The organism is Clostridium sp. CM041 (genome assembly GCF_055081035.1).
The window spans coordinates 664,072-687,387 of record NZ_CM143648.1; the positions used below are offsets into that span (position 1 = coordinate 664,072).

Sequence of the window (23,316 nt, forward strand, 5' to 3'; positions counted from 1 at the left end):
AGTAAATGGGATCACTGGACTTTTAGGTCTAGTTATGACAGAGTTCGTATATATAAATGTTGTAATGGCAAGCATAATTGCCATTGTACTCCGAGTAGCTTATGATGTCCAAATTGAAGATGTTTATAAAAAACAAAAAAACAGATAGAAAAATTCAGATAAATATGAGATTATTAAACTACTAGCTCAAGAATAAAACTTAAAAATCAGAATAAGTTAAAACATTAAATATAGAAAATCAAAATATATTTGTAAATAAGAAAAAGCCTAGCGGAATTGCTAAACTTTTCTTGTTTTAAGTATTATACGTATAATACTTTTAGCCAATTACATTTTTTTGTTTTTTCAGTTTCAATCTTTGTTCCTTCAAATTCCATCTTTAGTAATGTCATGTCTTTTTTAAATCCCATTAACCCCATAGCTATTAATACACTACCGATAACTCCTACTATAATATCTGACCCCATATGATTTTTTCATCTCCTAAAATATCTCATAATTTCAATCTATGTTAAAACTATACTATGATATACAAAGGCTTAGCAACTTCTCAAATGGGTAGTTAATACGTTTACTTAGGTAAAATCATTTAAAATGATCTTAATTGCTATTATAAACTGAGATTGTAAAAAAATCACCAGATGTAATGGTTGACCTGCTAAAGCAAGCGGTAGCTAATGACGTACCTGGAACCCATGTTTTGTTCGATAGTTGGTTCACCTATCCGAAAACTTTAATAAGAATTTTGGAACTTAAATTTCATACAATAGCTATGATTAAAGCTATTGTATGAGTTTACAAAGGCTGAGAACCACTTTTTAAATAATTCAATCCCTTATAATTGAAATTTATGTTATAATTAGTATTTAAACGAACTATAATTTAGTTAACACTTGTAAAAATGACTGAATTTACTTAGGTCTGCAGTATGAGTTAACAGATTTGTAAGTGTAACTGGTTTTGGAAAATCATTTTTGATTTTAAAACCAGTTACATATTTATTACCATACTTTAAACTTCTTGATATATACATTACATTTTGCCTAATTGTTAAAATTATTTACCAACCTCTAACAACTATTAGTATATAGGTTATTTTCTTACAATGTATTTCAATATTTCTTAATTTTTTCTTACGATTTCCATACAACATGTAAGTATAAATTTGATACTCTAATCAATTTCTATGCTTTTACATTAACTATTTTCCAATAAGAATTAACAGTTAATATATAATATATTAAATAAATCAGAGTGTATACTCCCACAGTTATAAGAAGGGGATATACTAAGCTCGAGCTAAGCATAATTTGCAGAATTGTTAATGCAATAATACTATGTGTTATTCCAACAACTAAAGGTAGTGCAAATATAAAAATCATTTGCTTTGCTATAGAAATCCTTATTTCTGATTTTTTCACACCAATCTTTTTTAGTATATCGTATTTGTCCTTATCCTCACCAGCCTCTGACAGCTGTTTGAAGAATATTATACTTCCAGTGCATATCAAAAACACAAACCCTATAAATGATGCTAAAAATATTATAATACCCATACTAGTCATAGTATGTATGTAGCTCTTATAATATGATGATAGGGCCTCTTTACTACCTAGTGCTGTTTCTATTTCTGATGTAAGCTTTTTACTTTCTTTCTGATTTTCAATATTTATAAATCTTCTTTTTATAACCTTATCTTTATCATATAATTTATTGTAAACCTCATCCTTTACAACTACGGTATCTTGCATAAATGAATCATTTATATCAATTGAATTAGTTAGAAGGCTCTCTTTAAAATCTTTTATTTTTAAGGGAACTGTTCTATCCTTTATTTTAAGCTGTATATTCCTCCCAACAGGATTCTCCATCATCTTATCTGAATACATACGCATAAAAAATAATACTTCATCTGAATTTAAAGATATATTGTAATCTATTCCTCTTGCTTTTGATAATTCTTTCATAGTACTTTCTGATATAATAAAGGATTTTGAATTTGTTAATGGCTGCATTTTTATCTTTGATATCTCAGGCCATTTACTATCTATAATTAAAAATTCGCTATTAGTAGAACTTTTAATTTTATTACTCGGATATTTATTTATGATCTGATCAATTTGTTCATCTAACGTTTTGCCATTGCTCTTATAGTCATAACTAAATGGGGTTAACCTATTTATACTATTTACTTGATCATAATAAAGCGATGCTGCGGTTCCCATAGCCGTAATAGTTGTTGCACTAAGCACTGCAATAGTAGCTAAAGATCTTCCATTAGCTTTTATTCTATATAAAAGCTGAGAAGTACCTATCATATTTAAGCCCCTAAAATATTTAACCTTATTTTTCTTAGAAAGTTTAACAATAAATACTATAAGTGAAGAGAAAAACATATAAGTTCCAATAACTGTACTAACTAATATAACTAACAATTTAGATAGAACATCAAATTTATAGGTTAGTGCCATATAATAACCCGTCCCAATAAAAATTATAGAAAGCAGAGCCAATATTAGTGAAGCTTTTGGCTGCTTCTGTGCCACCTTCTCTGATTTAAAAAGTTCTATTAGCTGAAATCTATAAATTAGTGTATATGAATGCACGGATGCTATAATAAATATCACTAAAAATACTATAATTGTGCTAATAATAGCCTTTAACGATATAGCAAATTTAACATTTACATCAAAGCTCATAATATGAATTAAAATCATTACAAATAATTTTGAAAATAACGTTCCTATTAATATGCCTGCCACAAGTGCCAGCGCTCCCATTACTAGATTCTCATAAAATAACATTCTTCCTATCTGCTTTTTCTTAACTCCAAGCATGGAGTATAAAGCTACTTCCTTTTTTCTTTTTTTAGTAAAAAATGAGTTTGAATACCATATAAACATAGCTACAAACACTGCTATAACAATGGAGGCTGCATTAAAAGCAGTACTTACTTTCATAGAATCCGCCGCTAAGTCTGTAACCTGTTTATTGTACTCGATGGAGGTAAAGGTATAATAAATCATTATGCAAAATACCATGGATACAAAATATATTAAATAGTTATGAAAATTTCTCTTTATGTTTCTAAAAGTAATATTAAATAAATTCATCTGTATATCACATCCTTTCTAAGTTAAATTGATACTTCATCGAAGTTCCCGCCTAAGGCAGCCAATACATCTAGTATCTTTTTAAAAAATTCTTTTCGTGATGTTGTGCCCTTGACAAGCTCCGTAAATAGCGAACCATCTTTTATAAATATTATTCGTTTGCAATAGCTGGCAGCAAAGGCATCATGCGTTACCATCATAATAGTAGCCTTTTGAGTTTCATTTAAATCACTTAAAGATTGTAAAAGTTCTGTGGAAGATTTAGAATCCAACGCACCTGTCGGTTCATCGGCTAGTATAATCTTAGGTTTAGTAATAATAGCTCTGGCAGCAGCTGCTCTCTGTTTTTGTCCCCCAGATACCTCATAAGGATATTTATTGAATATATCCTTTATACCTAAAGTAGCTCCTATAATACTAGCCCGTGCTTCAATATCTTTTATGTTTATTCTAGCAAGAGCTAATGGAAGCACCACATTTTCTTTTAATGTTAACGTATCGAGTAAATTAAAATCTTGAAATATAAAGCCTAATTTGTCTCTTCTAAAAGAAGCTAACTTATCTTCATTCATTTTTGCAAGATCTTCCTTATCAATAGTTACTACTCCCGAAGTTGGTTTATCTATAGTTGATATAATATTTAATAATGTAGTTTTTCCTGCACCTGAAGGCCCCATTATTCCAATAAACTCCCCTTCTTTTATTTCAAGGTTTATACCATTCAATGCAGTGTAAACATTCCCCCTTGAGCCGTAAACCTTTTTCAAATTTCTCGCAACTAATACATTTTCCATTTTTATTTCCTCCTTAAATCATCCTCTTCGAAGCTGCAATATTAACGACTTCAGAAGGAGATTTAGATTTCTACTGAAAATTCTCTTTGTTGTAGTATACCCCCACTTATAAAAGTTGGAGACTTCCTTCTGAAATGTCCCTAAAACCCTTTCGCTCCTATCGCTTATTACAATTCTATTTTATAACAAATCTAATACCCAATCCATTGTGTAACATTACAAAGTCCATTCTAAACTTACATTGTTGTAAGTTTTAAAAAAATAGGGCTACAAACCACATTTTTAGTTTGTAACCCTATAATATTCTATAAGTTTTGGAAAATGAACTGTTACTCTAGTAAATTCAGAATGCATTGATTCAATAGTTATATGGTGACCAAGCTTTGTAGCAAGATTTTTTGATAGATAGAGTCCCATACCTGTGGCTTTAAAATCATCCCGTCCATTATATCCAGTAAATCCTTTGTCAAAAACCCTATTAATATCCTCGGATTTTATTCCAATTCCATTATCTTGGATAATAAGCTGTTTCTCATTGTGCTTTAATACTCCACTAATTTTAATAAATCCATCGCTTGTTGTATATTTTAATGAATTTGATAAAATCTGATCCAAAATAAAGAAAAGCCACTTTTTATCTGAGTCTATAGTAAATTCTAAGTCACTTAATTCTATCTTTATTTTTTTACCTATAAATTCCTTTGCATGTTTTTTCACAACCCCAACAATTAGACTACGCATATTTATTTCATTTATTAAATAGTCCTTTGAAAAGCTATCTAATCGTGAATAGTACAATGCTTGTTCAACGTAATTCTCTATATGATCTATTTCATCCTCTAAGTTACTTAAGGTCTCCTCCTTAGACTTGTACATACTGTTCTCTATAACCAATCTACATGCAGAAATAGGCGTTTTTATCTCATGAACCCAGGAATTTATAAAGTCTACATTTTCTTTTTTCCCAACATGTAATCTATCTGTTTTTAAATTGAATTCTTCGTTAACTTTCATAAGAATTTCTCCATATAGCCTTTGTTCATAATTTAATGGCATAGGCAACGAATTAACAATATTCTCTTTCTGGTTATCTATAATACATTTAATAACATTATAATATCTTCTATTTTTTAAATACTCAAATATTAAGTAAAGTATAAACATAATAAACCCTACTATATTGATATAGGCTATATCGCCAACACTTATTTTTACTTCATTGTTAAAATACACCACCGAAGAAATAAATAGCATCAATATAAAATAAAACAAAATTAAAAATATCCTGTCCCTTAAAAAATTTCTAAATCTCATAGTATTGTATACCCTTGCCTTTTTTTTGTTTTAATTAAGTCTTCTAGTTGAATATTCTCTAATTTTTTACGCAGTCTATTGATATTCACTGTAAGGGTATTATCATCAACAAAACTTTCATCCTCCCAGAGACTTCGCATAATTTTATCTCTGCTTATTAAATTGCCATTATTTTTCATAAGTAGATATAGAATGCTAAATTCATTTCTACTTAGTTCTACCCTCTTATCTTTAAAAAACACGCTATTATCCTTCATATTTAAAACAATGTTTTTATACTCAAGCACATTAGTCTGCGCATCTGCGTAGGAATATGTTCTTCTTATCAATGCATTTATTTTGGCCATCAATATTTCTAAGGAAAAGGGCTTTTGAATAAAATCATCTCCGCCCATATTAATTGCCATTATTACATCCATATTGTTATTCCTTGAAGAAACAAATATTATGGGAACCTTTGATATTTCTCTGATTTTATAGCACCAGTAAAAACCATCAAAATAAGGAAGGTTTATATCCATAAGAACTAGATGTGGAGAGTATTTTGAAAACTCGATAAACACCTCATTAAAGTTCTCAATGGCTTTTCCATCAAAACCCCATCTCATTACATTTTCAAGCAATATTTCTTTTATCCTAATATCATCTTCTACTATCATTATCTTAAACATGTAAAAACCTCACTTTAAAATGGAATTTTATTCTTCTCCATTATACTATAAAATGGGTATCAGCACCATTATGTTGGCTTACAACATTAACCAAGTACTGTAATATAAAACTATACTTTAAACATTAGTGGCTTTAAAAACTTAATATTACATGGCCCTTTACTTCCGGTTAGTTTAAAGTATTTTGTATATTTATGTATTCACCATAAAGTTTAATTATATAAGTAATTAAAAAATATTTATTTAGCATAATATTAAATTTGCTTTCTATTAAATTGCTCTTTTAGATATGTTGAAATTTCGATTAAAGCCTCATCTGATTTATTCGTAATCTTATCCATTGAGATAAAGCCATGTGTAACACCTTTATATCTGGTAGAAATTACATTCACACCTGCTTCCTTTAATTTATTACCGTAAGCTTCACCGTCATCCCTTAATGGATCAAATTCGGCTGTGATTATGAGTGTGTCAGGTAAATCTTTAAAATTTTCAGATAATAAAGGCGAGGTATATCCACTTTTTCTTTCTTCTAAACTTGGAGTGTATAGGGATATAAATTTTTCAGAGTTTTCCCTTGTAAGATTATAATCCATACCAAAATACGACCAAGATTTAGTATTTAGTTGATAAATGTTTGTTGATGGATATATTAGTACCTCAGAGATTATGTGTGGGCCACCTTTATCACGTGCCATTTGTGAAACTACTGCAGAAAGGTTGCCCCCAGCACTGTCCCCTACAACACATATCCGACTGGAGTCCCCATTAATACTCTTAGCATGTTTGTAAACCCATTGGAGCACATTATATACGTCATTAAGACCAGCTGGGAAGGGATCTTCTGGCGCAAGACGATAATTTACAGATACGACTATAGCCCTTGAGTTTTTTGAAAGCTTCCTGCAAACATTGTCATAGTCATCAATACTACCACTAATCCAACTGCCACCATGGGAATAAATTATGATAGGCAATTCATTCCCATTGCCGTCAGGCGTATATATTCTCACTGGCACTTGATTTGAATCTGTTTTTATATCCATATTTTTTATGTTGGAAAAGGGTATCGGTTTGGAATTCCATATAGTTGCTGACTTATGTAATGCTGCACGCATTTCATATATTGATTTTCCTTTAAGTGAAATAGGATTAAAATGTTCTTCTACTTTTGACATTACACCAAATAATGTATCAAGCTTACCATCACCTGTTCTAGAAAAGTTTTTAATTAAAAGAAAACAGTATATTGTAAGAATCAAGACAATACCCTGAAAAATCCACAATGTTTTTTTCTTTTTCATTCAGTACCTCCACCATTAACTTAACTATTTACAAAATTCATTTTTATTTATGATTGGTACCATCATTTCATAGTACGCTCTTCCATTTAATTTTTGTGATATAAATAAATTGCGAGTGTTTATGCATTTAGAAAACCTTATATAAGATAAACAACAGTAAGTGGAGTAATTTAATATTGATGTATAAATAAAATACTGCATTAGGACTAATATCCAACACAGTATTTTATTGGAATTGCCTTGAAAAATATAATTCCAAGGTGACTTCCTTCCATAGCTAAAACTCCAGTTTCGGCTTGTTTTTTTTAATCTTCATCGCTTATTAGATTTTTTATTACTTTATCAACAGCCAAACCGTTTTTTCCATAGTTAAGAAAAATGTAAGGGATAATAATTCTCCTCCTGATGTTGTCTCATGTTAATACTACCGATATTATAAAACTTCACTACGTTATGTTACGTGTAATATAACATTAATTAACAAAAAATTAGATTTAAAGCAAAGTGGTTCCTACCATTCATAAAAATTTCACCAACAAATGCAATTTCTTCACTTGATCATCAATTAGAGCCACCATTTGATTAATTTCATATATGTCATCTGATTTAAACTCTTTAGCTTTTTTATATCCATAATTTATATTTATCATCATAATCTAATACTTAGTTTATTTTTTACCTGCAGCTATAATAGCTTCTGAACGTTCATTAAATTCTTTTACATCTTCTAAAGTGTTAGAATTAATATTATTAGTCATAGTAGACATATCAGTGCTTGGATCGTCCTTGGATGCATAAGATTGTTCATTACTTAGCACTTTTACTGAACCAACCTTAAAACCAGTTGATTCTTTACTTGATTGTAATGTAGCACCACTAGTGCTACTGCTTACATTAGCGTTTTTATTTTTATTATTCATAAGTATTCTCCCTCCAAATATATAAGTTACACTGTATTAATCAGTGTATACTATAGTTTACCCAATTTTATAAAATATAGTTTTAAAATAGTTATTATTATATGGTACAACCTTTTAAGTGATTTATCGTCGATGAATCTCACAAAAATCAGGAAACAACATACATATTCTTACCATACATTCTTGGAAGGTCCAATGACGAACCCATGGAACCTACTTAATTTCTTGTTCTTTAGTTTTTTTAAAATTTTTATTGTAAAAAGTTAAGTTACTTTTATTATCTTGTTCAGTTATTTCAATTACTCCTATGTTAAAGCTTCTATTAGAAATTGTTTTTTCTCTAGTTTGATTCTTATAGAATAATAGTAACAATAATATTAATGCTATTATTAGAAAATAGCAACCAAGTAAAGGAAGAGACCCTCCCCTAATAAATTTGGTATAAACAAGTAAAATAAGAAATTAAATATCCATTTATTAAAATTTATGAATGTAACACAATACTGTTGAGTTACATTCATAAAAACTACTTTTTATTTTAAAAGTTGTATTGTTGTTATTGGCCCGACAATTCCATCTGGTTTTAACCCTCTTGAATCCTGAAAATGCTGAACCGATATTAATGTGTTCAATCCAAAATATGAATCAGATCCAGTTTTACCACAACTAAATCCTAATGCAATAAGTCGCTGCTGTATCCACCTTACAATTTCATTATGGGCGCCTCTAGTAACAAATAACTTAGCTACAACCTCAATAGTATGTGTACCTTTGATGCCATCTTCAACGAGCTTGTCCCCGTTTTTATCTTTTAATCCGACTAAGTTGACAGCATGTTGAAAAGCTACTACAACAATATTTGCAGGTACATGTGAGACTGAATTAATAAATATATCAGATTTAAATTCATTTAAATCAACAGGTCCATTTATTCCGTTTACTCCCCCAGAGCTTGAATATTGAAATCCTATATAATTAATTACATCGGGCTTTGCTACTCCATAATGAGCCACCCACAAAGGTATATCTTTAACTGAGCTATTTAAATTGTTTGCGTAAAAATAATCTCCTGTATAAATGCATACTTCCTTATTATTTGATATTAGATAATTCGCGAAAAGTCTTACATTAGAACTTATCTTAGTTACGGTTTGCCCTAATGCCACTTCTACATCTATAGCGTATTTACAATCGGTTGAAAGCCCTTGTATAACACTTAGAAAATGTTTTGCTTCTAATATTGGATCATTTGCTCTTAAAAAATGATAAAACCCAATTTTAAGCCCTGCTTCAATTGCTCCACTATATTGTGATTGTAACAGTGGGTTTTTATAATTGATTCCTTCCGTGGCTTTAATATAAACTATTTCTATTCCACTGTTTTTTACTTTTTTTAAATCTACATTTTGTTGGTAACTAGATATATCTATTCCCTTCACAAAACCCATCTCCGATTTTAATCATTTTCTCGTAACAATATATGTTTCAACCCATATCTTTGATACCTCTCAGGTGTTTATGATATTTTTATGTAACAAAGAAGTATCTTGCTGGTGAAAACTTCTCTGATATTTATGGTCCCCTGCCATATAGCTTAGTACTATAAGTCTGAAATCTCCAGCATCAACTGGAATATCAATATTTAATATTTATCCATAATTAAAATTATAAGGGCAAATTGTATCAGCAGTATCAATTTAATATGTGAACTTTATGTGATAAGTTATATAAAAAGGCTACCTAAGAAAGGTAGCCAGTTACTATTGGGGTGGTTACTACTATATTAAAGTTATCATGTTTTACTTTTATCAAAGCTGAAACAATATTGGCTCCTCCTCCGGAACTGTGATTACTGAATATTATTCCTATGCCAATTCCATTTAACACTCCACCGTATAAACATAATAGCAACGTATCGTTTGTGCCAATCAGTCCTTTTAAAGGAGCAGTTAAAATCAAGAACAAAGAAAATGAGATTATACCTATAATTGAAAAAATAGTAAATCGTTTGTTAAGATATTTATAACTTAGTATTAATAACGGAATATTTAATAAAAGTATAGTATAGCCGTTTTAATTCTTTTTGCATCACATTCATTGAGTTTGCGAGTCTTCCATTAAAAATTTTGATATTTTTACTATTCTTAAACATACCTAACTATATAAATTGATAAAATCATATTGTTTTACTTTTTAATCGGTGTTTTATCTTAATTTGCTTTATCTGTACAACTTCATAAGATATGAATATATACACTAATAAGACAAATAATAAATAAAAATAACGTTCCGTAATAATACTTTTTTATTGATATATTTAAATGTACGTGCTAAGGTGTTAAAGTAACAAATACAAATTAACTTTACCTTATATATAAATTTGATATCATTTAAACAGTACTCTAATGTTGTAGTACAAATAATTGTTTAATTAAAGATAAAGAGGAGTGATATGCAGTGGCAGAGAAAAATAAAAGAGAGATGTTTTCTACAGGATTTGCAATTTTTTTTGCAACATTAGGTTCAGCCGTGGGTTTAGGTAACATATGGAAGTTTCCTTTTTTAATAGGGACAAACGGTGGAGGAGCTTTTCTCTTAGTATATCTTTTATGTGTTGTGTTGGTTGGTATTCCTATTATGGCATGTGAATTTTACATTGGAAGAAAATCAAGAAAAAATGCAGTTGGAGCTTTTAAAAAATTAAATGCTGCTAAGGGCTGGAAAACTATTGGGTTTATGGGGACAACTACAGCATTTCTAATTGCATTTTTTTATAGCTGTGTTGCAGGATGGGTTTATTCCTATGTATTCAAAGCAATAAAGGGCGATTTTAGGGGGGTTACTTCTAGTACTGCTTCGGCAAAATTCATGTCAACCTTAATTGGACCACTGTCGCCAATAGTATGGCAGTTTATAGTTCTCATCGTAGTTTCAATAATCTTAATTGCAGGAGTTAAAAATGGAATTGAAAGAATAACAAAGACACTTATGCCTGTATTATTCATACTAATTATTATATGTGGTGCAAGAGCATTAACACTTCCAGGTGCATCACAAGGATTAAAATTTTTATTTCATGTGGATTTTTCGCAATTAACTGGACCTGTTATATTAGCAGCTCTTGGTCTAGCCTTTTTCAAACTGTCCCTCGGAATGGGAACAATGATTACCTATGGAAGTTATTTTACACCTGATAATAACATGATAGCGACTTCAGTTAAGGTGGCTTTATCTGACTCACTAATTTCAATATTGGCAGGAATTGCAATATTCCCAGCCGTGTTCTCCTTTGGTCTAAAACCTAGTGAAGGTCCTGGTCTTTTATTTATGACGATACCACTTGTATTCTCAAAAATACCTTTTGGCAGTGTATTATTAGTCGCATTTTTCTTTTTAACTGCAATAGCCGCTACAACAGCACTGATATCTATGGTTCAAGTTCCAGTTGCGTATTTTACAGAAGAAAAGGGTATGAGTAGAACGAAAGCTGTGTTATTTACAACAAGCATAATGATGGTGGTTGGAATTCTCGCAACATTATCGGCTCATCCCACAAGTACCCTTGCTAATATTCATATAATAGGACAGAGAGGATTTTTCGATTCCTTTGACTACTTATCTTCAAATATACTACTTCCAATAGGCGGGCTTTCAATAGCGATTTACGTTGGATACTTTACTAAAAAGGAAGATTTCAAACTAGAACTATCAAATCAAGGAACTTTAAATAACGATTCTGTGTTAAACATTATATATGTATTTATTAAATTTATATCACCAATCCTTCTTATAATTGTTTTCTTAAATTCTATAGGAATATTTAAATTTTAAACCACTTCATTTCTGAAGTGGTTTACCTTTTACATCTATGCCACTAATTTGGTTTTCAACCTTAATAACCTCAATTACCGTGATGAATTATTTAAAGCGATTCCAGTTCATTATCAATCTTTTCAAATCTATTTACCATTTTACCATCAATTCCTTTTTTCTCTAAAAACATACTTAATGGTCTAACCCATATTCCTCTTTCTCCATAAAGGGCCTGATAAACCACCATATCTTCACGAGTTTCTGAGTGTCTTGCTACATAAAGCACTAAATACTCATTACCTTTAAAATGTCTATATTTTTTACCGATTACAATATTATTTTCATTCATTGTTACATACCTTCTTTATAGAAATATATTTTTTAATCTTTAAATCTTTTAAGTTATCTCTTCTAAATTGAAATGAGTGAGTTTACTATTAATCATATCTTAAATTTTTGCACCATTTCATTAAGCTTTTGAGCAAGTCCCACTTGACTTTGTATAATCATCGCTACCTGTTCTATAGCTTTCGTAGTATTATCCATACTCCCTTTTATTGTTTCAGCATGTTCATTGGCTTCTTGCGAGGATTGTGCCATATTCTGCACAGCTCCACTTACTTGCCCTACTCTAGCTGTGATTTCTTCTGACATGGCCGCAATTTCCTCTGACATTTTACTTGCGAAATCAGAGTCATTATAATATTGATTTCCTGTTTCACCATATGCATCAAATTGTGCATGTATATCGTTGTTAATAAATTGTAATATATCACTACCAGTATTAGTACTACTTTTAAACGCATTCTGAACACTTATAATTGTATCTTTAATACTTGTTACTGCCTGTGATGATTGTTCTGCAAGTTTTCTAACCTCATCAGCAACCACCGCAAATCCTTTTCCCTGTTCCCCCGCTCTCGCTGCTTCTATAGCGGCATTTAGTGCAAGTAAGTTAGTCTGTTCTGCAATAGTTGCTATGGTATCTGCCATAACCTTGATACTATCTACTACCTTACCATCTTCAATGGCTTTTAGCATATTACTTTGCTTTTCAATATACAATTTCTCAGTATCTTCTATAGCTTTTTCACTACCCTTTTTAACCTCTGTAGCCCTTTCTTTTGCCCCATTTGCATTATCGCTTCCTTCCATAGCCTTTTGTGAAAGCTCATTAATGCTTGAATCGACTTCTTCTATGGATGCACTTATCTCCTCAGTCGCTGCACTTGAATCCTGCATTCCATTTGCAATATTCTTAACAGCACCACCTATTGTTACAATTGTTGATGTTAATTCCTCCATGGTTGCTGAAAGCTCATCAGAAGATGCCGTAAGTCTCTGTGAATTATCCATAATCCCTTTTATCAAATAAGAGACACCATTTCGCATGTTGAACATTGAATTTGCAATTGTACCTATTTCATCTTGCCTTTTTATCAATTCACTGATTTCATGGCTATCAGTAAAATCAAAGTTACCTATTTTATCAATACCTGCGACCATCATATTAAGTGGAGACAGTACTTTACCGAAAATAAGCATTAGCAAGATGCTTATTACTATAAGTGAAACAATAAATATTATAGATTGAATAAACAATATTTTATTTACAACCTCGGTTATTCCTGCTTCTGGTATACCAATATCAAGCGTTCCCATTAGTGTTTCATTTTTATATATCGGTACCATAATGTCATATGTCCACTGTTTTTGAACATCGGCATAAAATCTGGAAGTTTTTATATTTCCATTTTTTGCTCCGTCTAAAGTATATTCGTCATCATAGCTCTTTCCTATTTTCAGCTTATCACTGTGCGCTATGGCTTTGACATTAGTATCTATTATAACTGCATATGTAATATTACTCTGCTTTGCCTTGTTAACAACAAAATTTTGTAAATCCTCAATATTACTATCTTTTGTGTTTACTATGTTTTTTGCCTCATAAGAAATTTCCTTTGCAGTTTCAATTGATTTGCTTAATAAAACAGTTTTCATCTCATTTTTTATGAGCAAGCTTACAATAACTGTACTTAATAATAATACTGTAAAAAAAGTAGCTAAGGTTATAAAAACTAACTTTCCCTTTAATGTCTTTGATTTTTCATTTTTCATTTATATCGCTCCTTTAATATAAAAACTTAAGTCCTGTGTTTAACTGTTACTTTCTTAAAACAAGGAAACTTTGCTAAAAAATTCATTATTTCTCCTTTAAATTACAATTCCCCTACATATCATACCATAACCCATTGGAAATTTTCACTTTTGTAAAGAATATCCACTCTTTAGCTCTTTCTTTTTCAACTCTCTTAATAACTTCTTACCTTTTAATCTCGATAACTAACTTTTTAAAAGAAAATTTGCATACTTTTTTGTAAATATATTTTACATAGATTATTTAGCAGGAAAAACAGATAGTAAATAAGTTAAGTTATGGTTATACTATTAAAAAAGTGAGGTGTTAAAAATGGCTATAGCCCATAAAACAGTTATTTCATTTGGCCTTGTTGCTATACCAATATCCATGTATACCGCAACACAAGATAACGACATACATTTTAATCAACTTCATAAAGATGATAATTCAAGAATAAAATACAAAAAATCATGTAGTCATTGCGGCAAGGAAATTACAACTAAAGATATTACCAAAGGATATGAATATGACAAAGATCATTATGTAGTCATAACCGATGATGATTTAGAAAAAATCAAAACCGAAAAAGAAAAATCAATACAGATAATGCACTTTGCACAACTTAATCAAATCTCCCCTATTTTTTACGACAAAACATATCAAGCCATTCCTGAGGCTGGCGGTGATAAAGCTTTTGAGCTTTTGCGTGTAGCGCTTATGAGCGAGCAAAAAATTGCAATTGGCAAAACTGTAATGGGTACAAGAGAGACCTTACTTGCTATAATCCCACGTGAGGATGGAATACTAATCTCGAAAATGTACTATGAAGATGAGATTAAAGACCTTCCCAAATCTTATAATAAACCCGAAATAATAGATGCTGAGATTACTATGGCAAAGGCATTAATTAATTCAATGGCCACTCCTTTTAATCCGGCAGAATATAAGGATGAGTACCAGGTAAAGTTACGCGAGTTACTGGAAACTAAAATATCTGGTCAAGAGATCGTTGCTTCCAAACCCGAGACACCAAGTAATATTATTAATCTTATGGACGCATTAAAAGCAAGCATCGAGCAAAATAAAGTAAAAGAAACTCCAACAAATAAAGAAAAACGTAAAAGAACTCCAAAAGGTGCATAATGGATTTGTTTGATAATAAAAACATTAAGCCTATGTTAATCGGTGAAATACAAGAGGCATTTGACAGCCCTAATTATATTTATGAGTTAAAACTTGATGGTGAACGATGTATCGCTTATTTAGATAAGGACATGACAGAACTACGTAACAAACGAAATATAAAGATGCTTGTAAAGGTACCTGAATTGTCGAATATACACAAGCAGATAAATCACCGTTGCATTTTAGATGGTGAGTTAATCGTTATTAAAGATGGCAAACCAGACTTTTATGAAATTCAAAGACGATCTCTGATGTCAAATACCTTTAAAATACAACTTGCATCATCTAAATTACCAGCCAGTTTCACAGCCTTTGATATTCTCTACTATGATGATCAACAGGTTACAGATTTGCCATTGATGGAGCGGAAAAAGCTACTTGAAAAAGCTATTAATGAAAATGAGCGCATTGCTATTTCTAGATATATTGAGAAGCGAGGGGTTGAATTTTATAAGATTGCTAAACAAAATGAATTGGAGGGCATAGTAGCTAAGAGTAAGGATAGTAAATATTATCTAGACAAACGCACTAAGGATTGGATTAAAATTAAAAATCTTCTGGATGATGATTTTATAGTGTGTGGTTTCATTTTTAAGCAAAACGGTGTAATCAGCATTGTACTTGGTCAATATTCAAGCAAAGGGTTGGTATACAAAGGCCATGTCACTCTGGGAATATCGACCGAAGACTTTCAATTAATAAAATCCATGCCCGGAATAATCACACACCCTTTTACTGATTTGCCTTCTGGAAACGATAATGCAGTGTGGATACAACCTAGGCTTGTATGCACCGTAAAATATATGATGAAAACAGCAAACGGTTCCTTGCGTCAACCCGTATTCAAATGTTTGAGGAACGATAAAGAGCCTGAAGATTGTATCGTAGAATAATTATTATAAAATTATTTTTGTTTAAACTAGTTTCTATTACTAATAATAAACCTAGTCTCAATACCCATTAGAAAAGATTTCAGGTACCATTCAACATCAACAACTATTATTTTGAATCACTTCCGATAAGTATGCTGATAAACAAAAAATGCAGCCTAACAGAACTGTTAGGCTACATTTTACTTTCTCATATTTCCTGAAGCGTAATTTGAAGTATTTCTTACTATAGAAGTCTAAAGTCCAATTTTCATAAAGCCCACTGTGAAAGGTAAATGTTTATACTTTCTTGTACCTGTATGTATAAATCCTAACCCGCTGTACCAATTCCTTAATTTCGTACTTTCTTCAATTACTCCAATAGTCATTTTATTACTTCCCATTTCTCTGACTTTATCCATTGCAAAAATAATCATTTCTCTGCCATAACCTTTATGGCGATATTCTACCAATACAGCAAGATTATTCAGTTCAAAACTCCCACCATCATTCTTGCCAAGCGAAAAATAACCTACAATGATACCATTATCAAGGCACGCAAACATTGGTCGACCTTCATCATACTGCTTATATAATTTTTCAACTTTCATAAAACTTGCATTCCCTGGACAATTCTCTTTTGTAAGATTAAATTCTTGTGCTACCGTTCCAAAACTTTTTCTGATTACTTGTACACATACTTTAATCTCATCTCTTTCTATCTGCCTTATCATTTTTATCACTTCCATACTCACATTTTATTAATAATCTTTACTTTGTATTAAACTACGAGTTCGACATATCGCCGGTCTTTAACGAAGAGAAATGTCTGTAAAACATGACTTTTCAGCCGACTACGATATTCCCTACCCTCATCAATTAACATATACCTTAATTATACTACAAATTTTATCATAATCTCTTTATTTTACCTTTAATATTTCTTTTACTTCTATCTACGATTTAAACTAAAACCGCTCCATCTAAATTACTAGCCTAACAAAAAAGATAGCAAAACCTTATAACAAAGTTTTTACTATCTTTTTCTAATTATCATACCTCTATTTTCTTACGGGTAGCGAACAGCACTCCACATGCCTTGATACGTTAAAAAGAACATATTTTAGCTTTATTAGTTATACTCCTTTTTCACACAGTGTGTTGTACGTTGAAGATAAATACACATCTTCAATTGTATTCTTATAGAAAAGATGCCTGTAAATGCAGTGTTTTAGCCGACTGGCTTGATAGTCGAGTTGCTAAATCGGGCTGTTTCGTTGACATAGGGAAATGGTAAGTATAGTATTGGAAGTGAAAAAATACTAGGAGGAATTTCTATGGAAGATAAAAAGTCATTTGGTGAATTTATTACGCAAAAAAGGAAAAAAGCAGGATTGACTCAGAAGAGTTTCTCAGAGAAAATATTTGTAACAGAATCTGCAATTTCAAAATGGGAAAGGGGAATCTCTTATCCTGACATCACCCTTATAAGTGATATCTGTGAGGTGCTTAAGATTAACGAACATGAACTGTTGACCGCCAGTGAAGACCTTCAAACAAGAGCTACTGAAAAATTAGCCACAAAATATATAAAAATAGTAAACAGATATAAATATACATTATTTTTTATGTATGGAATATCTTTATTAGTATGTTTTATATGTAATCTGGCTGTTCAACATAAGCTGTCGTGGTTTTTTATTGTGCTGACTGCAGAATTGATTGCATTTACGTTAACACTGCTGCCTGTTTTGGTGACTGAGTATCGTGGAGAGATCACGCTAGGAGCTTTATTTACTTCGCTTGTTCTTCTTTTGATGACTTGCTGCATTTATACGGATGGAGACTGGTTCTTTGTGACATTTATACCGTTGCTGTTTGGTATGACGGTTGTTTTTTTACCAATTATACTAAATCGCATATGGCTTCCGGAGTTCTTGGCAAATAAAAAAGTATTGCTGTGTTTTATGGTAGATACCGTGTTACTATTATTACTGATTTTTGTATGCGATATGTATACAGGCGGAGGATGGTTCTTAACGAAGGGTCTTCCGATTACGTTATTATGTCTGATTGTTCTGTGGAGTATGATGCTTATTATTAGGTATTCTAGAATCAATGGGTTACTGAAGACTTCAGGATGTTTCGCTGTAATTTCTGTATTTGAATTTTTTATACAAGGTCTGATAAATATGGTATTTGGGCTTGAACCTTCTGTATTTGGATTTCAATACAATTTTCATGATTGGAGTGACGAATATATGAATGGGAATATACATATGATTATATTCATTTTGTTATTTGGAATGACTGCGTCGTTTGCAATAGCAGGAATTATGAAATCGCTAAATAAAAGTTCTCAAAATTTGAACACTAATTAATAACTCTAGCAATTTTAAAGAAGTATCTTTGATGAAAAACAAAAAAAAATTGATGAAAATTTATATATATATCGGAGTAATTATTATAGTATTGCCAATAATGGCACTTCTCTTTCCTACATGGACTCCGGATATAAAAGGTAAAAACAGTATAAGTGTATTAGAACAAGTAAAGATAAATGGAAGTAATCATGAAATTATGATACGTGGTAATGATAGGGATAATCCAGTTATTGTTTTTGTACATGGAGGACCTGGATGTCCGGAAATACCATATGCTGATAAATACCAAAATTTATTGGAAACCAAATTTACAGTTGTTAATTACGACCAAAGAGCTAGTGGAAAATCATATCATCTTTCTGAGGACTATTCGAACCTTTCACCAGACTTATTGGTTAAGGACTTATTGGATATGACGGATTATATCTCAGCACGTCTTGGCAAAAAAAGGTAATACTGATTGGTCATTCTTTTGGTACATATATTGCAATGCAAGCTGCCTATAAAGCTCCTGAAAAATATGAAGCATATATTGGCATTGGACAGATGAGCGATACAACAGAAAGTGAGATCGACAGTTTGAATTACTGTATTAATCAAGCTCAAAATGCTGCCAATACAGATGATGTTTTGTATCTACAAGGATTAACTAAAGAAATCAAAAATGGCAATATGTATACCCCACGATCTTATGTTATTAAATATGGTGGGGCTTCAAGACTTATTGATGCCCCCGATAATAATAGTATAGGTTTTTTATTCAGTAGTGAGTATAACTTGCTAGATGTTATCCGTTATGACTATGGGATATCCTTTGAAGAGAAAGAAAGATTTAATAAATGGATGTGCGATACATTTATTAAATAAATATAATGCAAACTTGAATTAATTCGCCGTCCTTACTTATTACAACTTATGTTGGTCTTTAACTTTTTTATTATTAGAGATACCTATTATTGACAATATATATTTGAAAGATAAGTACGTAGCTGAAATTATGTTAAATATTATATTGTTAGTTTTTGTTAGCCTACTGGTATTTAGAGGTAACAATGCAATGAAAAACGATTTAGTTAGTTGCATTAAAGAAATAAGTTATAAAAAGATAGCTCGATTATACCTATTGAATATAGGTCTTTACATTGGAGTAGGTCTTATTTTATTAGTAGGTACACATGTAACTGCTACAGGTCTGACTTTAAGCTATTTAATATTTGGTGTAACAACAGCGCCAATAATTGAGGAGTTGTTTTTTAGAGAGGTATTGTTAAATAAATTAACGTTTAAATACGGGTATCAGACTTGCAATCTTAATATCTGCGACAATATTTGCAATAGTACACTTTGATTTAAACTTTATAGGTAGGTTTTTTATGGGTGTGTTAAGTGCATTATTATATATAGAAACCAAGAATATTGTAAACTGTATTATTTTTCATATGTTACACAACTTTAGCATTTTTATATTTGTTGTTCTATCTCAATATGTTTTTATACCTATGTCCAATTCAGATGGTACGGCACAACCTTTAGTCGTAGTTGTAGTTTTTGCATCTATAATCATATCTATTGTAATGAACATTAAGTATATAAAGTATAATTTACCAAAAAAAAGAAGTTAATCATTATAGACGAACTTTAAGAACATTGAAAACCAACTGCATAAATATAAAATTATTTTTTCTAAAGGCAAATATTATAAATACTTTACAGGATTATCTAAAATTTCTTGAATTTTATTAAAGTAATGTCCAACATGTACTCCATCTACCAGTGAGTGATGTACTTGAACAGATAGTGGTAACTTTATCTTTCCATTTTCCTCAAAGTATTTACCCCATGCTATCATTGGGACACTAGCAACAGGGTTCATTTGAATTGGGTGAGTTATACTAGTAAATGAAACCCATGGAATACTTGTAGTATATATAAGGTCATCACGACCTGGTTCATTTCCAATACTTACATTATTTTTTGTTCTTTCTATTTCATTTGATGTTTTAATCTTAAATTCTTTAAATCCATCTATAAATTCAGCTGTACAAAAACTAAATATTTCATTTGAAGTTATTACTGTAAAAGAAGGACTGACCATTTCATGTTCAATTATTTTATCTTCTCTTATCCTATAACGAAATTCCTTTATGCTATTTGCTGTTTTTGTAACAACATACAACATTGATATAAAAAACGGATTATCTTTTTCCTTAATAAATCTATAAAATTCAGTAATATCAACATTCCCACAAATTTTAAAATGAGGATAATCAAGTTGTTTAAAATAATTGTAATGATTTTTTCTTTCCCAATTTTCCATGTCTATAAACTTCACCTGTATACCACTCCCCCTAAAAATTCTCCTAAACTTAGTCTTATTCTACAAGTTAGACATATCCCCCGTTATTCTTTAACGGAGGGATAGCTTTGTATAACCATGACCTTTCAGATGCTTCTTATATTCCCTACCCTAATCAATTAAGTGTTAATTTTTTGAGCTTCACATTATAGCCGCAACCTGCCCAAATAATCTATCTCTTTAATAATTCTTACATTTGGTTATGGCGAACTATGTTTGCATTACGTCTTAACATCTTAAGCTCTTCATTAAAAAAACGCCTACTATACCGGGTATTATTTGACCTATACAAAGACTAATGGCTAATGGCTAATGCGAAATATGGTATATGTAATAGATATGAAAGCCATATAGGTACTAATAAGCCTGGAATAAATACTATCGGAATAACAATCATCCACTTATTTAAATTAAATCTTTTTATAAGATATATTAATGTTGTCGTTATGATTCCCACCATTGTTCCGCCTATCATATCGAATACTCCTAAGCCACCCATTAATGTATTGCTTAATAAATTTGCAGCTCCCATAGGAACTATTAAAAATGGATATATATACCCTAGAGCATATAAACTTGTTGCCATCCTTATTTGATAAGGTCCGAATGAAAACCCTTGTGTTAAATACATTATTACTATATACATCGCCATGACTAAGGCTGCTATAGTTAATTCCTTAATTTTTATAATAAACACTCCTCACAAAACTGTAACTTCAATTTTACCTTTTATTAAGTATTATATTATTCAGCAACTTTTATACGCCACCAAATTCCCTCGTCTGTTTCCTTATATTTTCCCATTCCACATTTTTGCAAAACTCTGTGTGAAGCAATATTGTCTTTTTCTGTTTCTGCAGTGATAATGGAAACATCATGTTGACTAATAGCCCACTTACAAATAGCCTGTGCTGCCTCGGTCATATACCCATTATTTTGATAGGTACTATTGATACCATATCCTATTTCAACCTCACCATTTTCATCTGGACATTTCATAAAACAAGCACTACCAATAGCCTTATTTTCTGATTTTAAAATAATCTGCCAATTTGTGTACCAAAAATATCTTTCTTTATTTTTTACAGCTTCTTGATATAATCCCTCCATTGCTTCTTGAGTATCTCCATCTAAACATTCATTTGAAGCACTTAACTTTAACTCCTTCTCCATCTTATCGATTCCATTAAGCAATAATTTAAACTGATTAAGTGTCAAAGGTATAATTTTTAAACGTTCTGTACTTAACTCCATTTAATTTTCTCCTTTTCTTTCTATATGAATAAAATATTCTATTAATAAATATATTAGCTTCGTTATAAATAAACATTGTGATGCAGTTTAAAAAAATTGTGTATTTATTATTCTGCGAACTGCTTTTGCTCTTCAATGTGAATTTCTATTTCATCATTGTTTAATTTACAATTGTTTGGAAAACCCCACTCCTTTAGGTATGGGAATTTCAGATATCATAATACATACCTACTTTCTTCCTTGAAGTATTAAGCCAATAACAATAATTATTGTCACTATTATATTTACAATAAAATTATCAAATACAAACCAATAAAGTAACAATGCCATTACACTAAAAGGTGTCATCCATAAAGTTATAATAAATTTTCTTCTATAACTTAAATTCCAGTAGGTAGGTTCAAAACCTTTGTCCACTTTATTTTACCTTGACATATTGTGCCCCCTTTTTATATAGTATAGATTCTATAGTAGTAACTAATTTATACACCTTCGACCTAACTCTATAGAAATTATATCATATTATACATATTTCTACATTCCTATAATCGTAAATATTTTCATTTTTTAATACCGGATTATTCAATTTTCAAATTCAATAGTTATGTTGCCTAATATCTTATCTTCCTCAACATTTAGTATTCAAAAAGTAGCAGAGCCTAAGAGCAACTTCTCTTAAAATATTCTATCTAACACAATATATTGTCAGCCAAAAACCTAAATTGTCTAAGCCATTTCTATGTGGTGTAGTATAGATAATCCGACAAAACCAACGTTAAGGAATTATATGGATAAAAGAGACCATAAATGACCATTTTAGATACTCTCAAATAAAATAAAACTAGAGTGTTTTTTACTCTAGTTAGTTAACACTATAAAAAAAGTATGAATTAACTATAATTACGGATTATACTTATTAACTTTATTGTTGTTTCCTATTTTTGTTCGCTATTTTCGCATCTATTGCTGCTCCACTAGCAACCCCTATAGCAATACCAATAGCCAGATTATTACTTAATAATCCAAATACAACATCGAGACTAATCCCAATAGCAAGGTAAGACCCATTTTTAGAGTTCTTTTTGTTTTCATTGATGTTTTTTCTATCGTTACTTTTTTTTAAATCAGCCATAGTGAATTCCTCCTCATAAAATATAAATTAACCTTACTTCGCATAACTCTACAAATTCGACGTATCG

The 23,316-nt window shown here is 30.6% G+C and carries 26 protein-coding genes; 8 read left to right on the top strand and 18 right to left on the bottom strand.

The window, feature by feature from the left end; translation table 11 throughout:
• Positions 1-302 precede the first annotated feature (302 nt).
• From ACWJJT_RS03250 to ACWJJT_RS03295, 10 genes are all read right to left on the bottom strand, one after another.
• Positions 303-467: a hypothetical protein gene (locus ACWJJT_RS03250; RefSeq protein ID WP_462956029.1), complete on the bottom strand. Its 165-nt coding sequence runs from the start codon at positions 465-467 to the stop codon at positions 303-305.
• 717 nt (positions 468-1,184) lie between these two features.
• Positions 1,185-3,113: an FtsX-like permease family protein gene (locus ACWJJT_RS03255; protein ID WP_462956030.1), complete on the bottom strand. Its 1,929-nt coding sequence runs from the start codon at positions 3,111-3,113 to the stop codon at positions 1,185-1,187.
• A gap of 23 nt (positions 3,114-3,136) precedes the next feature.
• Complete coding sequence (locus tag ACWJJT_RS03260) at positions 3,137-3,907, bottom strand: ABC transporter ATP-binding protein (protein ID WP_462956031.1); 771 nt, start codon at positions 3,905-3,907, stop codon at positions 3,137-3,139.
• A gap of 282 nt (positions 3,908-4,189) precedes the next feature.
• Complete coding sequence (locus tag ACWJJT_RS03265; RefSeq protein WP_462956032.1) at positions 4,190-5,071, bottom strand: sensor histidine kinase; 882 nt, start codon at positions 5,069-5,071, stop codon at positions 4,190-4,192.
• Between the two features lie 146 nt (positions 5,072-5,217).
• Entirely contained in the window at positions 5,218-5,892 is a 675-nt protein-coding gene (locus ACWJJT_RS03270) for a response regulator transcription factor (RefSeq protein ID WP_462956033.1), read from the bottom strand.
• A gap of 254 nt (positions 5,893-6,146) precedes the next feature.
• Positions 6,147-7,196: an alpha/beta hydrolase gene (locus ACWJJT_RS03275; protein ID WP_462956035.1), complete on the bottom strand. Its 1,050-nt coding sequence runs from the start codon at positions 7,194-7,196 to the stop codon at positions 6,147-6,149.
• A gap of 518 nt (positions 7,197-7,714) precedes the next feature.
• A complete protein-coding gene (locus ACWJJT_RS03280; protein WP_462956037.1) occupies positions 7,715-7,849 on the bottom strand; it encodes a hypothetical protein in 135 nt (44 codons plus the stop codon).
• 15 nt (positions 7,850-7,864) lie between these two features.
• Positions 7,865-8,116, bottom strand: coding sequence for a hypothetical protein (locus ACWJJT_RS03285; RefSeq protein WP_462956038.1), 252 nt, complete (start codon positions 8,114-8,116; stop codon positions 7,865-7,867).
• Positions 8,117-8,649: 533 nt separating this feature from the next.
• Positions 8,650-9,555, bottom strand: coding sequence for a GH25 family lysozyme (locus tag ACWJJT_RS03290; protein WP_462956039.1), 906 nt, complete (start codon positions 9,553-9,555; stop codon positions 8,650-8,652).
• Between the two features lie 301 nt (positions 9,556-9,856).
• Positions 9,857-10,177: a YitT family protein gene (locus ACWJJT_RS03295; protein WP_462956729.1), complete on the bottom strand. Its 321-nt coding sequence runs from the start codon at positions 10,175-10,177 to the stop codon at positions 9,857-9,859.
• Positions 10,178-10,597: 420 nt separating this feature from the next.
• On the opposite strand from ACWJJT_RS03295, the gene ACWJJT_RS03300 reads away from it, so the two are divergent.
• Positions 10,598-11,947, top strand: a complete 1,350-nt coding sequence (locus ACWJJT_RS03300) for a sodium-dependent transporter (protein WP_462956730.1) — start codon at positions 10,598-10,600, stop codon at positions 11,945-11,947.
• Positions 11,948-12,038: 91 nt separating this feature from the next.
• On the opposite strand, the gene ACWJJT_RS03305 is transcribed toward ACWJJT_RS03300, so the two are convergent.
• Both ACWJJT_RS03305 and ACWJJT_RS03310 read right to left on the bottom strand, forming a co-directional pair.
• Positions 12,039-12,278 carry a DUF1653 domain-containing protein gene (locus tag ACWJJT_RS03305; protein ID WP_462956040.1) on the bottom strand — a complete coding sequence of 80 codons (240 nt, stop codon included), beginning with the start codon at positions 12,276-12,278 and terminating at the stop codon, positions 12,039-12,041.
• A 92-nt stretch (positions 12,279-12,370) separates the two neighbouring features.
• The gene (locus tag ACWJJT_RS03310) at positions 12,371-14,047 is read right to left on the bottom strand and encodes a methyl-accepting chemotaxis protein (protein WP_462956041.1); all 1,677 of its coding nucleotides are present in this window, start codon (positions 14,045-14,047) and stop codon (positions 12,371-12,373) included.
• Between the two features lie 352 nt (positions 14,048-14,399).
• Between ACWJJT_RS03310 and ku the strand changes: the two genes are divergently transcribed.
• Both ku and ACWJJT_RS03320 read left to right on the top strand, forming a co-directional pair.
• Positions 14,400-15,212, top strand: coding sequence for a non-homologous end joining protein Ku (gene ku, locus ACWJJT_RS03315; protein ID WP_216303710.1), 813 nt, complete (start codon positions 14,400-14,402; stop codon positions 15,210-15,212).
• Positions 15,212-16,147, top strand: a complete 936-nt coding sequence (locus ACWJJT_RS03320) for an ATP-dependent DNA ligase (RefSeq protein WP_462956042.1) — start codon at positions 15,212-15,214, stop codon at positions 16,145-16,147. Before ku ends, ACWJJT_RS03320 begins: the two co-directional genes overlap by 1 nt.
• Positions 16,148-16,380: 233 nt before the next feature.
• Here the strand turns inward: ACWJJT_RS03320 and ACWJJT_RS03325 are convergent, their stop codons facing one another.
• Positions 16,381-16,857, bottom strand: coding sequence for a GNAT family N-acetyltransferase (locus ACWJJT_RS03325; protein ID WP_462952955.1), 477 nt, complete (start codon positions 16,855-16,857; stop codon positions 16,381-16,383).
• A gap of 603 nt (positions 16,858-17,460) precedes the next feature.
• Here ACWJJT_RS03325 and ACWJJT_RS03330 point away from each other — a divergent pair.
• The 5 genes from ACWJJT_RS03330 to ACWJJT_RS03350 all read left to right on the top strand — a co-directional run bounded on the left by ACWJJT_RS03330 (position 17,461) and on the right by ACWJJT_RS03350 (position 20,129).
• On the top strand, positions 17,461-18,504 hold the full coding sequence (locus ACWJJT_RS03330) for a helix-turn-helix domain-containing protein (RefSeq protein WP_462956043.1): 1,044 nt from the start codon (positions 17,461-17,463) through the stop codon (positions 18,502-18,504).
• Between the two features lie 28 nt (positions 18,505-18,532).
• Complete coding sequence (locus tag ACWJJT_RS03335) at positions 18,533-18,961, top strand: alpha/beta fold hydrolase (protein WP_462956044.1); 429 nt, start codon at positions 18,533-18,535, stop codon at positions 18,959-18,961.
• 35 nt (positions 18,962-18,996) lie between these two features.
• On the top strand, positions 18,997-19,374 hold the full coding sequence (locus tag ACWJJT_RS03340; protein WP_462956045.1) for a hypothetical protein: 378 nt from the start codon (positions 18,997-18,999) through the stop codon (positions 19,372-19,374).
• Positions 19,375-19,564: 190 nt separating this feature from the next.
• Positions 19,565-19,855 (top strand): hypothetical protein, encoded by a 291-nt coding sequence (locus ACWJJT_RS03345; RefSeq protein ID WP_258280661.1) that lies wholly within the window; start codon positions 19,565-19,567, stop codon positions 19,853-19,855.
• Positions 19,856-19,865: 10 nt separating this feature from the next.
• Positions 19,866-20,129 carry a CPBP family glutamic-type intramembrane protease gene (locus ACWJJT_RS03350; protein ID WP_462956731.1) on the top strand — a complete coding sequence of 88 codons (264 nt, stop codon included), beginning with the start codon at positions 19,866-19,868 and terminating at the stop codon, positions 20,127-20,129.
• A 74-nt stretch (positions 20,130-20,203) separates the two neighbouring features.
• Here the strand turns inward: ACWJJT_RS03350 and ACWJJT_RS03355 are convergent, their stop codons facing one another.
• From ACWJJT_RS03355 to ACWJJT_RS03375, 5 genes are all read right to left on the bottom strand, one after another.
• Positions 20,204-20,839: a CatA-like O-acetyltransferase gene (locus tag ACWJJT_RS03355; protein WP_462956046.1), complete on the bottom strand. Its 636-nt coding sequence runs from the start codon at positions 20,837-20,839 to the stop codon at positions 20,204-20,206.
• Between the two features lie 319 nt (positions 20,840-21,158).
• Complete coding sequence (locus ACWJJT_RS03360) at positions 21,159-21,560, bottom strand: QueT transporter family protein (protein ID WP_462956047.1); 402 nt, start codon at positions 21,558-21,560, stop codon at positions 21,159-21,161.
• A 47-nt stretch (positions 21,561-21,607) separates the two neighbouring features.
• Complete coding sequence (locus ACWJJT_RS03365; RefSeq protein ID WP_462956048.1) at positions 21,608-22,117, bottom strand: GNAT family N-acetyltransferase; 510 nt, start codon at positions 22,115-22,117, stop codon at positions 21,608-21,610.
• 228 nt (positions 22,118-22,345) lie between these two features.
• On the bottom strand, positions 22,346-22,534 hold the full coding sequence (locus ACWJJT_RS03370) for a hypothetical protein (RefSeq protein ID WP_462956049.1): 189 nt from the start codon (positions 22,532-22,534) through the stop codon (positions 22,346-22,348).
• Positions 22,535-23,039: 505 nt separating this feature from the next.
• Positions 23,040-23,249 (bottom strand): hypothetical protein, encoded by a 210-nt coding sequence (locus ACWJJT_RS03375; protein WP_462956050.1) that lies wholly within the window; start codon positions 23,247-23,249, stop codon positions 23,040-23,042.
• Positions 23,250-23,316: the final 67 nt, after the last annotated feature.